This is a genomic window from Maribacter aestuarii (assembly GCF_027474845.2).
Taxonomy (GTDB): domain Bacteria; phylum Bacteroidota; class Bacteroidia; order Flavobacteriales; family Flavobacteriaceae; genus Maribacter; species Maribacter aestuarii.
The window spans coordinates 146,741-161,171 of the sequence record NZ_CP107031.2 but is presented as its reverse complement, the minus strand read 5'-3'; the positions used below and the strand labels follow the sequence as shown (position 1 = coordinate 161,171).

Genomic DNA, 14,431 nt, shown 5'->3' with positions numbered 1-14,431 from the left:
TATCGTTAACAAAATTTTAACATTTAAAACCAAACCCTCCATTTATTGCCCCGTAAGTATTGGTGATTCTAATCTAAAAATTAAAAGCAAAATGAAAAAATCAAAATTATTTTTGGGCCTTGCGGGAGTAGCCATAGCAGGGGCTTTATTGGTGGCGGCCGATCACATTGATGCGCCGGGCACCACGGGAACTACATCGGATATAGCCGATTTTTACGCGTTTGAACCAACAGAAGGTTCGGACAACACAGTTTTTATAGTGGACCTACAGACGAATGTAGTAGAAGGTCTACCATACGGGACTTTTGATGAGGATGTTTTAGTGGAAATTAATATCGACACTGATAATGATGTGGTAGAAGATTTGGTTATTCAAGTTATTCCTAGAGATGGTAAAATGTATTTCTTTGGTCCTGCAGCACCAAGCGCAACAGGATTGAGCGGTACGGTATTGGCAGGTTCTCCCTTGGGTTCCGTAGATATATCATCGGATACTGCAATAGTTGAAACTACAGCAGACGGTGTTTCATTGTTTGCCGGTCCAAGACAGGATGCTTTTTTCTTCGACTTTTTTCGTTTCAACCAAGTATTGGCTCCCTCTATGGAAGACAATTCCGGTTTTAATGTACCGGGGGAGGATACTTTTGACGGGGCTAACACCATGTCTATCGTAGTAGAGATTCCAAACAGTATGTTAGGAGAGACCACGGGAACGAACGTAATTGGAGTGCCGGTTTACAAAACATGGGTAACTACAAACAGAAAGCAGTAATTAAGAATATTAAAATATAGAAAATATGAAACTTAACAATATAAAATATTTGTACCTACCGCTTCTTGCCGTAGCCTTATTATCATCTTGTAACAACGATGATGATTTTACCGAACCTCCAGTGCCAATGGCCACTTGCGATGATGGCATAATGAACGGTGATGAAAGTGGGGTAGACTGTGGTGGAACTACTTGTGAACCATGTGAGGTAGCCATGATGGAGCCAGATTTCACAGGAACTTTTGCTCAAGAAGATTTTATGGGAAGACCTGGAATCAATACCGTATTTGGCGGTAATGATGAGACTAAAAACGCACATAACGTATCTATTCCTTCTGAACAGGGGGCTTCCTTTCAAGCGGGCTACGAGGCAAGGCTAGAGGCTCTACATGATGCTTATGCTGTTGCGTTGGGAGCAGACCCTGCAGATATAAACTATGAACCAAATATTTTAGGTGATATATTAAACGGACCTGAGGATGATGGTTTTACCAATAACCCTGTAACCGCCGAAGTTTTGACTACGGTTTTGGCGACGGATGTTCTAGAAGTAGCGCCAAACGCACCTACAACATATTTTAACCCTGGTTCCGGTGGACCAAATTATGAAGGTGCTATTGGTCTTACTGGTAGAACTTTGCAAGATGACGTAATTGATGTTTCCCTAATCCTTTTATTCGGAGGTGGTGACGGAGCACGTTTTAATGGCGAAGGGGGTCTACCACAGTTGGTAACGGACGGAGTAGGTCTAACAGCTGATAATATTACAACAACTTTCCCGTATATCGGGGCTCCTGAATAGTCTTTGAAAAAGAGACCGGATTCAACAACCGGTAACAATAGAAATTGCAGATGAAAAAGGAGTTAAAGGGAGGGTTTAACGCTCTCCCTTTTTTATTTAAATTGATTATCAAAAAAAAACAAACTGATGAAACCTATAATTTATATATTTTCCATTCTACTACTGTTCTCCTGCAGTACCAAAGATGAGAACAACATTGCTAAAAAGGAGGATTACGATAAGTACTTGGCCAGTACCGATAGTGAAACAACTTCTAAGTATTTTGAGTTATGGAATTCAAAAATTAAACCTGACAGTATACAATTATTAAGCTTTGGAAACGTGGCAGGTGAGTATACACGGTTCTTTAAAAATACAGGAGACATACATTATTTAAAAAAAGCAGAACAAGCGCTTACCAAAGCAGTGGCCATTGCAAATATTGGCAAAGAAGGTTATAGAAGGGCTTTGGCCAGAAATTATATTTCCCAGCATCGCTTTAGGGAAGCTCTGGTGCTAGCCGAAGAGGCGAGTGAACTTGGTGGCGGATCAATGGATTCCCACAGTCTATTGTTCGATGTGCATATGGAACTCGGTAATTACAATGTGGCAGAGCAATATTTAGATAGTATAAAGAACATGTCAAATTTTGGTTACTTGATACGTCTTTCCAAATGGAACGATTACAAAGGTGACCTGGATACCACCATAAAATTCATGGAAAAGGCAAAAGAGAAAGCGGAATCTTCCAAAAACAAAGCGTTGATGGTTTGGAGCTTTACCAATTTAGCCGATTATTATGGACATGCAGGAAGAATAACTGATTCCTATAACCATTATCTAAGGGCTTTGGAGTTGGACCCAAAAAATGCCTATGCAAAAAAAGGTATTGCGTGGATAGCGTTTTCCAATGATGATAATCCAGAAGAAGCTATGCGCATACTGGATTCGGTTACGAAACAGTACAATGCCCCTGATTATTATTTGTTGAAAGCAGAAATTGCGGATTACCTAAATGATGATTACAAGAGGTCTGAAAATTTGGATAGATATTTTTTGGCTATCGAAAATCCTGATTATGGGGATATGTATAATGCTTACAACGTCGGCTTGTACCTCGAGGAAACCAAACAATTTGATAAAGCGTTGCAATTAGCCGAAAAAGAGGTAGAAAATAGACCTACTGCGGAATCTTATAGCTGGTTGGCCTACAGCCACCTTAAAATGGGTAACAAGCAAAAGGCGCAAGAGATTGTTAAGGACCACGTAGATGGTAAAACCTTTGAACCAGCACTTTTATTCCATGCCGCCGAAGTCTATAAGGCAAATGGAAATTCAGAAAAGGTGGCAGCGCTTAAGGGAGAATTAATTGGAGCCATATATGAACTAGGGCCCAATATGAAAAAACAAATCCAGGATTTATAATTAACTGTCCTCCCCATATTTTGGGTTGTATCCTGGATCGTTTTTAGGTTGGATTGTTTTTTAGGATGCGCCACGATTTTTAAATCGTGGCGTTTTCTATAGTGCATTTCATCGAAAATTAAGTTTTTATTAAGACTTGTATGGATGAAATACATATATTTATCGACCAAATGCATAATATCGTATTTTAAGCAGCCCCAATTAGTTTAAAGTATGACTTGAATTTAACCAATTATAGACCACTTTAATTTTTAAAGTTATGGAATACCTTCTCTTCTTTTTATGGATTACAGCAATGGTTTTTATGGTCGGTAAAAGTATTGTAGCCCACCGCTCCCTTAAGAAAATGCTTAATCGCGAAAAAAGTATAATTTAAACTTTACTTAATAAATTTTCTTAAAAGGACCGGCAATAATAAAAGGTCCAGAATTAACGCGGTTACTAGCGTTACGCTAATTATCAAACCAATGGTAATACTTGGCTGGTGGATGGAAAATAGCAGCACCATAAAGCCGAAAAATAGAATTATTGTCGTTATTACCAGTGCCCTTCCTGTATGTGAGAAGGTCTTTTCAATCGCTTCTTCCTTCGTAAGACCTTGAGAAATACCTAATTTATATTTACCCAAAAAATGAATGGTGTCGTCCACGGCAATCCCAAAAACTATGGCAAACACTACTGATAAAGAGGCTTCTAAAGGAATACCCAAAAATCCGAGTATGGCACCTGCAAAAAGAATGGGTAATACATTGGGGATTAATGAAATCAGGAACATTTTAAAATCTCTGAATACCAGTGCCATAATAACACCAATAAGCAGTAGACCATAAAAAAGCCCCTCTAATAGATTGCTGCGTATGTATTCGGAATTTTTGTCCAATAGTATACTTTTCCCAGTTACTTTGGCAGTAACGACCGTCGTATCCATGCGGGTCGAAGCGAAAATACTTATTTGGGTATAAATTATTTTTAAACTATCGGTGCCTACGTCCTGTAGTCTCCCATTTATCCTTGCCCTAGTTTCCGATGGATTCACGAATCTATCCATTTGTTTGCGCGCCAATTTTTTAGCATCCCGCTTATAGTTTTCAAAAGTACTTTCGTTATTGGGTAGCACAAAGAATGCGGATTGGTTAAGGTTATTCGCCTTGTGCATTACTTTATAGGCCAAGTTGGAGGATTGTAGATTGCCAATACTTTTAATTCCCCCTAGATAAATGTTCAATTTCTCAATCTCTTTGGCAGCGATGAAGTCGGTCACCTTATGACCATTCCTGGCGGTTACCGCTATTTCCAACGGGCGGAACCCAGAGTAATTCTTCTGAAAAAACTCAAAATCGGCTGCTATCTTGCTATTGTTCGGGAGTGTTTGCTTGAATTCATAATTGGTACCAATGAGGTATATACCCAGTAGACAGGTAAGCGTAAACATAACAGTTCCGTAGATGATGGAATTGGGGTGTTTTTTTGTAAACGTGTTGATGTCCAATAAATAGTTACTCCATTTTTTTGAGATGCTTTTACGTCCTATTAATTTTTTTTCGGATATGGTAATTAATAAAGAACCCGTAAAAAGAATTACGGTTATGTATGCCACAATTACTCCAAGAGCCGCATTGATTCCAAAATCTTGGATACTGACCAGCCTAGAGGATAGAAGGGTTATAAACCCGATCGCGGTAGTGACCGAGGTGAGTAGTGTAGTCATACCTACCTCTTTCAACGAAGCCAGAATGGCCACATACCTGTCCGTACCACTTTGAATCTTGCGAATAAAACTGTCCGTTACGTGTATTACATCTGAGGTGCCCACTATAAGCATGAGAACAGGATAGAAGGCCGCCATGGCATTAAGTTCTTTTCCAAGGACAGAAAGCAGCCCTAAAAAAAGTAATAATGACATGCTTATGGAAAAAACCGAAATTAAGACGACGGGAATACTGCGGTAAACCAATAATAGGATTAGGAATACTAAAATGGAAGCTACTAAGGTGGTCTTTAAAACTTCACTCTTTTGCATCTCTACAATGGCTTCGTAAAAAAAGGCCCTACCTAAAATATGGTAATCCGTCAGCTGATGGTTGCCTAACGAACTTCGAATCTGACCAAGAAGTACCTCGGATTCCTTATAATCCAAATTATCCTCGGTTTGCAGGGCAACTACGAGGGACGTCGATTTTTCGTCAATTAGCACGTTGACGAAAAGGGAATCTTCTTGTAGTTTCTGCCAATCTTTGGCGTACTGAGAGGGTTTGTCCCTATGGATGATGGGTAGTGCCGTATAGCCAAAAGAGGTCTTTAGGGGATACGATAACGTGGTCAAAGAAGAACTTTCGGTTACGTAATCAAAACTCTGGCTTTCGGTGGCAAATTCGTGAAACCGGTTTAAAAACTCTTGTTCAAAAACGGTAGTATCATTGGCTATGGCAATAAGCAAGAAATTATCATCCGTCCCAAACTCCTCCACGAAATTGTTATAAAAAGTAAGATCCGGGTCTTCCTCTGGAAAAAACTGACTAAAATCGAAAGAAAATTTCAAATTGTCCAATACGGGCACCGAGAGCGTGCCAAGGACAATGAAAAGGGCAATGAACAATATTTTTAGATAGCGGAAGCTGGTCATGGCACAACCAAAGGGAACTTATTTTTATTTCCGATGCAAATTTACCATTCTGGTTAGTATTTACTGCAAAAAAACAGCTAATAGTGAATGGAAGTTATTACTTTGGAAGCATGATTAAAGAATATATTTGTTTTTGTTTCCTGTTCTTTCTAATCGGAAACATGGTCCTCAAGGCCCAATCCCCACAACCGCAAAATGATACCATAAAAAATCTCAAAGTAAATGTCCTTCCGGTAGTTTTCTATTTACCTGAAACTGGCCTAGGATACGGTGTATTGGGACTTTCTACCTTTAGGATGCCTGGGGAGGAGGTAACCACCAGACCATCTTCGGTTCAACTAGGATTAACGTTTACTACTAAGAAACAGTTCTTACTGTTCGTGCCCTATGAGCTGTACTTTGATGAAGAAAAATGGCGACTAAGAGGGGAATTGGGATATTATAAATATTTCTATAATTATTTTGGAAGAGGTATAAATTCTGATGCAGAAAATGAAGAAACCTATACGGCGGATTTTCCAAGGTTCCGTTTAGCGGCTTATCGAGAAATCCTACCACGGTTTTCTATCGGTTTGGGCTATGAGTTTGATGGTTACCACGTGCTGGAACCGGAACCCGGTGGACTCTTGGACAATTCTAACGAAATTGGGAAGGAGGGCGGAACCATATCGAATATCGGACTCTTAGCACTTTATGATACTCGCGACAATATTTTTTTCCCGACAAAGGGTTGGTATTTAGAGGGCTCTTTCTACAAGGGAGCTACTTGGTTAGGTGCGGATTTTGGCTATACGAAGTTTGAATTTGACGCGCGCTATTTCAAAAAAATAAAGGAAAAGCAAGTGCTGGCCGCCAATTTATTTTTTGGAACGCGTAGTAATAATACTCCGTTCCAGGATTTAAATTACCTTGGTACGAAAAGAACCCGTGGTTTTGACAATAGGCGTTTTCTGGATAATACGGAACTTAGTTTAACTACGGAATACCGTTTTCCAATTTGGAAAAGGTTCAATGGAGCATTTTTTGGTTCTGCTAGCACCGTAAGCCCATCCATTGGTGATGTATTTAGTACCACATATAGGGGCGCCGTAGGCGGTGGTCTGCGGTATGTAATCAATAAGGAAGAAGGAACACGGCTTAGAGTGGACTATGGCCACTCCGGTCAGGGAGGTCAATTTTATTTCACCATAAACGAGGCATTTTAAATTTAGAGTTCAATAAAATTATCCAAGTCTAAGGTCCAATCATAATTTTTATAGATTAGGTCTATTCCTTTGGTTGTGGGAATTAATTCGTATTTCTTCAATATATCCTTTACACCACTTTTACACCCAAAATCTCCACGAAACCAATTGAATAGGGAAGTGACGGCAACTTCTTTTTTCTCACTATTGTAATCCGTTGTGCTTTCCAAATACCTCTCGGTTCCCTTATCAAACTGCTCATCCAAACGTTCCCATTCATATATGGCTACGGGAGGACAATCCTTTGCACCGCAGTTTAAGGCGAAATGAATGCGATAATCCCTTTCTTTCACACGGAGTTTTCGTTCAAACTTGTTCGGAAACCATTTTCTAATCATTCCTAAGCCATATTCCCATTGCGACTTTCTTATTATTCCATGTTCAATTTTTGCGAAGGAAACCATCTCGCCTGCAATTTCTATCTGCTCTTTTTTAAAGAAACTTCCCCTATCATTGTATAATTCTGGATTATCCTTAAGAATAACTTGAATAAATCCGTTGTAAATGTTTACCCAGAAAGCCAGTTTCTTGGCATCGGTATCCAGTTTATTCTCCAATTCTTCAATAGTCGTATTGGCCAATGTTTCTTGAATTTCCTTAGTGTCCTTATCCATTTTAATCCGTTTAAGAAAATCTTCTGAAAGCTCATTAAAATCAATATTTGAAGTGTTTTTGGTTTGGCCATAGACACAATTTTCACAGGTCAGAAAAACTAGTAATAGTAAAGAAAGGAAAGAAATTTTTTTCATAGTAACATTTGTGTTAGTTCGGTTAAACTTACGTAAAGAAAACCATTAAGGTTTGGAAAGTAAGTCGAAAAAAATAATGAAGCTTTCATAGTATTTGTAAGAATCATTTTACATAATATGATCCTTAATTTACTATTATGAAACCCTTTTGATACTTATTACGTAGATTTAACCGCAGATTAAGCATGACATTAATTTCAAGATATTGATCCAAGAGGAAGACGCCCCCAAGAATTCAAATATGACGAGTATAATCATTCCTGCGCATAAGGAGAAAGATAACTTAAGAAGCTTGATAAGCGAGCTTTCCGGCTTAAAAAATATCGAAACTTCCGAAATAATCGTCGCCCTGTCTCCAGAAAGTAACTACGATCCTAACGCTGAGAGCAAAAAGGGACTACGATTTTTGAAGTGTACAAAGAAAGGAAGGGCTACTCAAATGAATGAAGCGTCTCGAATAGCTAAAGGTGATATTTTGGTTTTCTTACATGCCGATGTAAAACCCCCAAAATCCTTCCTACACGATATCCAAAGGACGATAAAGGATGGTTATGACGCAGGTTTTTTTTCGTATAAGTTTGATAAGGAAAATTTCTTTTTGAAGATAAATGCCTCATTTACAGGCAAAGACAGCATTTTTACAGGTGGGGGGGACCAATGTTTGTTCATACGAAAGGAAGTTTTTGAAAATTTAGGAAGGTTTAGTGAAGAACAAGTGTTGATGGAGGATTTTGAATTTTTTAAACGCATGAAGAAGAATAAAGTGCCCTACAACATAGTTCAGAACGACCTTATTGTATCTGCCCGCAAATATGAAAACAATTCTTATGTGAGGGTCAACCTGTCCAATTTATTGCTGGTTACCTTGTTTAAGTTGGGATATCCTGGTAAAAAATTAAAATATTTACACGATAGACTACTTCGTGTTTCCTAATGAATGAAATCATAAACGGCATACAGCAAATAGGTATAGGCGTCTCGGACACCAAGGCGGTTTTCAACTGGTACCGCAAACACCTAGGTTTTGATATTCTTTTATTCCAAGACGAGGCAACCGCCAGTTTGATGACGCAATATACAAACGGCGTAGCACAACGCAGGGATGCGTATCTCTCCCTGAATATGAGGGGTGGAGGCGGATTGGAAATCTGGCAGTTCAAGGACCGAGTTCCAAATCCCCCCAAAAAACCTGTTCTTTTAGGAGATTTGGGTATTAATGCGATGAAAATAAAGAGTATTGACATCAACCAAACGCACGGATCACTTCAAAAACTAGAACTAACTGATTTGTCTAAAATCACTCAACATGGTTCACAGAATGATTTTTTTCATTTTAACGATCCGTGGGGAAATCCTGTGCAAGTCGTTCAAGGTAATTCATCGTTCACAAACACGAAGTCTGCCTCTGGAGGTGTCATAGGAGCGGTGATTGGGGTCTCGGACATGACTACTTCAATGTCTTTTTACCATGAGCTTTTAGGATATTCAAAGGTTCTGGTCGATGAAACGTTAGTGCTTCCCACATCCATCAATTCTCATGGGAAAGAGAAGTTTAGACGGGTGATTATTTCCCAAAACAGGGAAAAAGTAGGCGGCTTTGGAGAGTTATTGGGGGTTACCCAATTGGATCTGGTACAGGCCTTGGACAGAAAACCGATTAAAATTTATAAAGACCGACTTTGGGGAGATTTGGGATACATACATATTTGTTTTGATGTCCACGGTATGGATAAGTTGCGAGCGAAGGCCGAAGCAATAAACCATCCGTTTACCGTAGATAGCGCCAAAGGTTTTGATATGGGCGATGCGGCTGGTCATTTTGGCTACGTTGAGGATCCGGACGGGACATTAATTGAGCTTGTGGAAACACATAAAGTACCAATCTTGAAAGCAATGGGCCTCTACTTAAACTTGAAGAAAAGGAATCCCGCAAGACCGCTACCTAAGTGGTTGGTCAAAACACTTAGTCTACATAGGGTATCAAAAGACATCTAAATAAACCCTCACGCTGAAAATTTGCTATTCACTGGCCTTTGTAGTCCGGATAAGACCTATGCCAGAAAAGAAAAATATAGCGCCTAAGACACCATATACGATTAGGGCCTTTGTAGTACCCGTACCATTTCCGAATAATATCGCCGCGTAGACCAACCCTCCAATGCCTAGTAGTGTAAGTACGGTCCCAAAAAGTTTCTTTAAATCCATGGTGGAAAAATAAGAAAAATTCTTTTAGCTACTAGAAATCATAAAAAGTATTATGATGCGGAAACAACACCCAAAGTATAAAGCTGTTCCAAATTAGGGGATTCACTACCACCAGCGGGCTCCAATGTTATACCGAAGGCCTCGGAATCGTTAGGATTGTTCAAGGCAAAGACCTTGTTCTCATCCGTAGTAAAATCTTCTAAAAGACCCATGCTCGTAGGTGTTAAAGGACTTAGTTTAAGGGACCAAACCTGGTATACAAACCCGTCTGGCGGTTCAGGAAGTCCTTGCGCATCTATAAACACTTTTTCTTCCTGTTTGTTCCAATAGGCCTTGGCATAGGACGTAGGTGATACTGCCTGACCGCCTAATGCTACTACCGTAATGTCCTTATCCCTTATCGTATTTAAAAGTGATTTTGTTTTTTCCAAAGAAGTATCGGAATCGGCTATTTGCTGCTCCAATCGATTGTTTTCCACTTCTACAACTTGAAGCTCCGATTTAAGTACCTTGTTCTGATTATAGACCATAAATAGTCCTATCGCCAATAAAATAGAGGCTGCCCAACCAAGATACTGTGTCCAATTGGAACTTTTATCCTTGGAAATTGGGATTACCTTTGATTCGTCACTATCAATGGTCTGCTTAACCGTTTGGAAAGACCGTGGCTTCACGGAGGATGCTTGTGCGGTCAATTCTAAGATAGCAGCTTCTATGGTTTCTATTTCAGCTAAAATCTCTGGATATTCCATGGCATTGGCGTGCACTTCCAGATTTTCCCTTTCTGAAAGTACTCCTGCAACGTAGAGTTCCAATATGCCTGACGCTATGTAATTTTTAACATCCATTTATTTAGATTCCATGTTTTCCCGCAATTGGGAAATACAACTTCGATTTCTTGTTTTAACGGTTCCAATCGGTATTTCCAATTCTTCCGCGGCTTCCTTTTGGGTATATCCCCTAAAATATAATAGTTCGATAATCTGAACACATTTATGTTTAAGGGTTTTTATCAATTTCTTCAAACCAGAAGTATCAACACTAACATGCTCTTCCTCTCGGCTTTCCAAAATACCTACGAAGAAGTCCGCGGAAAGGTTCTTTTTTTGATTTTTATACGACCTACTACGTATTTCATCGATTGCCGCATTCCGAGCAATATTAAGAATCCAAGTAAAAAAACGTCCTTTGGAGGAATTGTAACTATCGGAGTTATTCCAGATTTTCACAAAAACATCTTGGCAGATTTCTTGGGCAACCCCGTCATTTTTTACAATGGTATTGATAACACCGCAGATGTTCTGCGAGTACATACCATAAAGTGTTTCAAAAGCAGAAGGGTCCTTCTTTTTAAAACGTTCTACCAAAAGGTCTAATTGCATATAATTTTCTTATCCACTCAAAAAGTAAAAAAAGCCGCCTTGTAAGCAGCTTTTATATCAAATATTTTGAACCCTATTGTATTATGCCAGTACAACTTATCCTTGCGCCTGCATCCCCACTGGGCTGAGAGGTAAAATCATCCACCCCTTGGTGCACGATAACAGCTTTACCCAATATGTTCATGTTCTCATCATCGCAGCCAATACACCATTGATCCGTAGAAAACTCTACTGTAGCATTACCATCGGCATCAGCAGTAAAGTTTCCAATATCGCCTTTATGATATCCTTCCTCTGCACCCCATTTGCCGTGCGGCTCATTAGTTGGATTCCAATGACCCCCTGTAGAAGTACCATCCGCAGCGGAACAATCGGCCGTTTGATGGATGTGGATAGCGTGCTCCCCTTCAGAAAGGCCGCTGAAAACCGCCATCATTTTAACTTCGCCATTCTCCTCTATGAAAGTAACTTCCCCTTCAACAGAGCTATCGCTCTTAGGTTCCATCATAAATTTGATGGTTTCGACCGTTTCTTCCTCCATCATTTCTTCCATCGCCTCTTCTGTATCGTTTGCAGCATCGGAAGCTTCTTTTTTGGCTTCTTTACAACTAAACATAACCAATAAGGCCAGTGCCGCTAGTTCAAATTTTAATATTTTTTTCATTATGTAGTGTTTTATAGTTTAACACTCTAAAATTAAGAAAATATAAGCGTCTTATGAACTCATATCAAAATGATTTTAACAACATCCGTGGATCACGAATACCCTTTTTTAGATTTTCACAAAGCAAAATTGACTTGTCTATTCTTGTTTGAGAATTCTTATACCTTGCAATCATATAGATAATACCCCTTTTTTTGCCCGGAGTAAACGATTCAAAAATGTTGAAGGCGTCATAATCGCTCAAAAATACGGCATCTAGTTCCTCCGGTATTTCAACACCATATTTTGAGGTGTCTTCAAAGAATTGAAGTTGAAAATAATCATTGGGAAAAACACCCAGCTCTTTTTGATATCGTTTACCGAACATCATATAGTAATTACCTTTTCGCTTTTGTATGGCCCCATGAAGGTTTAGTTCTTTACCATTAAAAGCTGCTTTCGCCAGGACTCTTCTAATATTTCGGGAAAGGAAGGGTTCAATAATATGTTCAGGGAGTAAGAGGCTGTAGTAGCTTCCGGTGATCGTTATTTCAAAGGGCTTGGTACGTAAAGACTTCAAATTTTGATAACTTCTTTATCTATTGTACTTAGGGAGAAAACTTCAAATATTCTAAATGAATTTGGTGATTACCTGGGTCTCACTATGCAGGGTTTTGTGAACGGGACACTTATCGGCTATTTGTAGAATCCGGGCTTTCTGCTTCTCATCCAAATCACCTGTTAGCTTAATTTCTCTATGGAAAGTATCTATCTTGGCACTGTCCGTTTCACAATTGGCACAGTCCTCCGCGTGACTTTTATCATATGAGGTGTGTACCTCTACGTTCTGTATCATCCATCCCTTTCTTTTCGCATACATTTGAATCGTCATGGCCGTGCACGCGGATAAACCGGCCGATACGAGTTCGTAGGGCGATGGTCCAAAATCTTTTCCGCCAAAATCGATAGGCTCGTCCGCAATTAAAGTGTGATTGCCAACTTTCATTTCGGTCGTGAAATCATCATCAAAGTTTAAGCTTGCTACAACCTGATGTTTGCTTTTTAATTCCGTTGGGGATGGAATGGTTACATAGCGCTGCGCCCAACCTGAAATGACTTTCCCGGCATACAAGGAATCTTTCTTGTCCATTAGAAGATGATCGGCTCCGTCTAAGGAAACAAAACTTTTTGGATGGTGTGCGGCGACATAAATCTCCTCGGCATTTTTGATGCCTACCGTGTTATCCTGTGGGGAATGGAGTAATAAGAGTGGTTTTCGAATTTCCTTGGCAACCGCTGCCAATGACTTGCTTTCCAAATCATCTAGAAATTGCTTCTTTATTGTGAAATCCCTTCCGCTCAAATTTACTACCGCTTTGCCGGTTGTCTCTATTTGGGCCAGATCATTCTTAAAAAGATGTTGAACATGTCTAGGGTTAGAAGGCGCACCAATAGTAGCTATAGCTTGTACCGATCTTATTTCTGCAGCTGCGAATATGGCTGCCGCTCCACCCAAGGAATGCCCTATCATAAGCGTAGGCGCCCTATAATTTTCCTTTAAGAATCCGGCCGCGCACACCAGGTCCGATACATTTCCAGAAAAGTTGGTATCCGAGAAATCCCCTTCACTATCTCCTAATCCAGTAAAATCAAATCTAAGAACTGCAAATCCGTTTGCTATTAGCGCCTTACTTATATTTTTTACGGCTAGTAAGTTTTTATTGCAAGTAAAACAGTGCGCAAAAATAGCGTAGTTATGGGGGTCTTGATCTACGGGCATTTCTAGGCGACCAATGAGTGTTTCCCCTTCCTTGTTTTTAAAAGTAACTTTTTGCAGACTCATTCTTTCTTTTTCTTGAATATACCTCTTAAGTCGGGATTGTAGAACACACCTATCTGAAGTCGGTCAAAATCCGCGGTTCTAAAGTGATTTTTCAGGTAACCTGCCTGAACACTAAGGTTTTCAGTTACATTAACCCCAACTGCGGCATATAAACGATTTTGGTCAAACGCTTCACGCTGTAGGTTAAGGAAAATCTCATCGTAAAAATTCAGGAAGAAAATATCCGTGAGCGGTAAAGTTACTTGGAGGCGATAGCGCGCACGATGGTCTGTTCTCTTTTCAAACTCTGGATCTTCGTTTTCACCAACAGTAATAAAACGTTGTTCTAACCTATAGCGGTGTTCAAATAAAACTTCCCAGACCTTATCCTTTAAAATAAACTGCTGAAAAATACGATGTTCGTTTAACCTCAAATCGTCCGTTAAAATATCTCCAAAAATTATCCTACTATCTAAAAAATTCGGGTCGGTATTTATATAGGCATAACCAGCGGTTACAATAGCATCTGGATTAATATGGTAATTAAGTCCTGTTCGTAATAGTAATTGGTTGAAATTTTCGGCTTGCTCATAATAGCGCAATTGAGCCTCAGTATGGATACTGAATTTCTCCGAAATTCTATTGGAGCCAAAGTACATGTGCCAAGAGCCCAAATTGTCTTCGCCGGTCTCTTGAGCGGACAACATCAACATATTAAATACAACGAATACTAAAAGAAATTTTTTCATTAAAAAGTAGCAAGGTTAAATTTTGGTATGGTCTAG

The 14,431-nt window shown here is 39.5% G+C and carries 15 protein-coding genes; 6 read left to right on the top strand and 9 right to left on the bottom strand.

Going from position 1 to position 14,431, the window contains the following annotated elements; genetic code table 11:
* The first annotated feature begins 91 nt into the window (after positions 1-91).
* From N8A89_RS00725 to N8A89_RS00715, 3 genes are all read left to right on the top strand, one after another.
* A complete protein-coding gene (locus N8A89_RS00725) occupies positions 92-772 on the top strand; it encodes a DUF4331 family protein (RefSeq protein ID WP_281540521.1) in 681 nt (226 codons plus the stop codon).
* Positions 773-797: 25 nt separating this feature from the next.
* Positions 798-1,574 carry a DUF4331 family protein gene (locus N8A89_RS00720; protein ID WP_281540520.1) on the top strand — a complete coding sequence of 259 codons (777 nt, stop codon included), beginning with the start codon at positions 798-800 and terminating at the stop codon, positions 1,572-1,574.
* Positions 1,575-1,700: 126 nt separating this feature from the next.
* Positions 1,701-2,978 carry a tetratricopeptide repeat protein gene (locus tag N8A89_RS00715; protein WP_281540519.1) on the top strand — a complete coding sequence of 426 codons (1,278 nt, stop codon included), beginning with the start codon at positions 1,701-1,703 and terminating at the stop codon, positions 2,976-2,978.
* Positions 2,979-3,357: 379 nt separating this feature from the next.
* Here N8A89_RS00715 and N8A89_RS00710 read toward each other — a convergent pair whose 3' ends face one another.
* Complete coding sequence (locus N8A89_RS00710; protein WP_289644715.1) at positions 3,358-5,601, bottom strand: efflux RND transporter permease subunit; 2,244 nt, start codon at positions 5,599-5,601, stop codon at positions 3,358-3,360.
* 161 nt (positions 5,602-5,762) lie between these two features.
* Between N8A89_RS00710 and N8A89_RS00705 the strand changes: the two genes are divergently transcribed.
* Positions 5,763-6,806 carry a BamA/TamA family outer membrane protein gene (locus N8A89_RS00705; RefSeq protein ID WP_281540517.1) on the top strand — a complete coding sequence of 348 codons (1,044 nt, stop codon included), beginning with the start codon at positions 5,763-5,765 and terminating at the stop codon, positions 6,804-6,806.
* Positions 6,807-6,808: 2 nt separating this feature from the next.
* Here N8A89_RS00705 and N8A89_RS00700 read toward each other — a convergent pair whose 3' ends face one another.
* A complete protein-coding gene (locus N8A89_RS00700; protein ID WP_281540516.1) occupies positions 6,809-7,594 on the bottom strand; it encodes a DUF547 domain-containing protein in 786 nt (261 codons plus the stop codon).
* Positions 7,595-7,835: 241 nt separating this feature from the next.
* Here N8A89_RS00700 and N8A89_RS00695 point away from each other — a divergent pair, with 241 nt between their 5' ends.
* Positions 7,836-8,528 (top strand): glycosyltransferase, encoded by a 693-nt coding sequence (locus N8A89_RS00695; protein WP_289644714.1) that lies wholly within the window; start codon positions 7,836-7,838, stop codon positions 8,526-8,528.
* On the top strand, positions 8,528-9,589 hold the full coding sequence (locus tag N8A89_RS00690) for a VOC family protein (RefSeq protein WP_281540513.1): 1,062 nt from the start codon (positions 8,528-8,530) through the stop codon (positions 9,587-9,589). Before N8A89_RS00695 ends, N8A89_RS00690 begins: the two co-directional genes overlap by 1 nt.
* Positions 9,590-9,613: 24 nt before the next feature.
* Here N8A89_RS00690 and N8A89_RS00685 read toward each other — a convergent pair whose 3' ends face one another.
* From N8A89_RS00685 to N8A89_RS00655, 7 genes are all read right to left on the bottom strand, one after another.
* Positions 9,614-9,799 carry a hypothetical protein gene (locus N8A89_RS00685; protein ID WP_281540512.1) on the bottom strand — a complete coding sequence of 62 codons (186 nt, stop codon included), beginning with the start codon at positions 9,797-9,799 and terminating at the stop codon, positions 9,614-9,616.
* 50 nt (positions 9,800-9,849) lie between these two features.
* Positions 9,850-10,647, bottom strand: a complete 798-nt coding sequence (locus N8A89_RS00680) for an anti-sigma factor (protein ID WP_281540511.1) — start codon at positions 10,645-10,647, stop codon at positions 9,850-9,852.
* Positions 10,648-11,181 (bottom strand): RNA polymerase sigma factor, encoded by a 534-nt coding sequence (locus tag N8A89_RS00675; RefSeq protein ID WP_289644713.1) that lies wholly within the window; start codon positions 11,179-11,181, stop codon positions 10,648-10,650. It abuts the gene before it with no gap.
* A 73-nt stretch (positions 11,182-11,254) separates the two neighbouring features.
* Positions 11,255-11,845, bottom strand: coding sequence for a superoxide dismutase family protein (locus tag N8A89_RS00670; protein WP_281540510.1), 591 nt, complete (start codon positions 11,843-11,845; stop codon positions 11,255-11,257).
* Between the two features lie 64 nt (positions 11,846-11,909).
* A complete protein-coding gene (locus N8A89_RS00665) occupies positions 11,910-12,404 on the bottom strand; it encodes a YdeI/OmpD-associated family protein (RefSeq protein ID WP_281540509.1) in 495 nt (164 codons plus the stop codon).
* 51 nt (positions 12,405-12,455) lie between these two features.
* On the bottom strand, positions 12,456-13,667 hold the full coding sequence (locus N8A89_RS00660) for a bifunctional alpha/beta hydrolase/OsmC family protein (protein WP_281540508.1): 1,212 nt from the start codon (positions 13,665-13,667) through the stop codon (positions 12,456-12,458).
* Positions 13,664-14,395, bottom strand: coding sequence for a DUF2490 domain-containing protein (locus N8A89_RS00655; RefSeq protein ID WP_281540507.1), 732 nt, complete (start codon positions 14,393-14,395; stop codon positions 13,664-13,666). The genes N8A89_RS00660 and N8A89_RS00655 overlap by 4 nt, the downstream gene beginning before the upstream one ends.
* Positions 14,396-14,431 lie beyond the last annotated feature (36 nt).

Bases quoted from the DNA above. Each gene is read 5' to 3' on its own strand.
- N8A89_RS00670 (WP_281540510.1), bottom strand. From the start codon at position 11,845: ATGAAAAAAATATTAAAATTTGAACTAGCGGCACTGGCCTTATTGGTT.
- N8A89_RS00705 (WP_281540517.1), top strand. From the start codon at position 5,763: ATGGTCCTCAAGGCCCAATCCCCACAACCGCAAAATGATACCATAAAA.
- N8A89_RS00660 (WP_281540508.1), bottom strand. From the start codon at position 13,667: ATGAGTCTGCAAAAAGTTACTTTTAAAAACAAGGAAGGGGAAACACTC.
- N8A89_RS00720 (WP_281540520.1), top strand. From the start codon at position 798: ATGAAACTTAACAATATAAAATATTTGTACCTACCGCTTCTTGCCGTA.
- N8A89_RS00710 (WP_289644715.1), bottom strand. From the start codon at position 5,601: ATGACCAGCTTCCGCTATCTAAAAATATTGTTCATTGCCCTTTTCATT.
- N8A89_RS00675 (WP_289644713.1), bottom strand. From the start codon at position 11,181: ATGCAATTAGACCTTTTGGTAGAACGTTTTAAAAAGAAGGACCCTTCT.
- N8A89_RS00685 (WP_281540512.1), bottom strand. From the start codon at position 9,799: ATGGATTTAAAGAAACTTTTTGGGACCGTACTTACACTACTAGGCATT.
- N8A89_RS00690 (WP_281540513.1), top strand. From the start codon at position 8,528: ATGAATGAAATCATAAACGGCATACAGCAAATAGGTATAGGCGTCTCG.
- N8A89_RS00715 (WP_281540519.1), top strand. From the start codon at position 1,701: ATGAAACCTATAATTTATATATTTTCCATTCTACTACTGTTCTCCTGC.
- N8A89_RS00680 (WP_281540511.1), bottom strand. From the start codon at position 10,647: ATGGATGTTAAAAATTACATAGCGTCAGGCATATTGGAACTCTACGTT.
- N8A89_RS00695 (WP_289644714.1), top strand. From the start codon at position 7,836: ATGACGAGTATAATCATTCCTGCGCATAAGGAGAAAGATAACTTAAGA.
- N8A89_RS00725 (WP_281540521.1), top strand. From the start codon at position 92: ATGAAAAAATCAAAATTATTTTTGGGCCTTGCGGGAGTAGCCATAGCA.
- N8A89_RS00655 (WP_281540507.1), bottom strand. From the start codon at position 14,395: ATGAAAAAATTTCTTTTAGTATTCGTTGTATTTAATATGTTGATGTTG.
- N8A89_RS00700 (WP_281540516.1), bottom strand. From the start codon at position 7,594: ATGAAAAAAATTTCTTTCCTTTCTTTACTATTACTAGTTTTTCTGACC.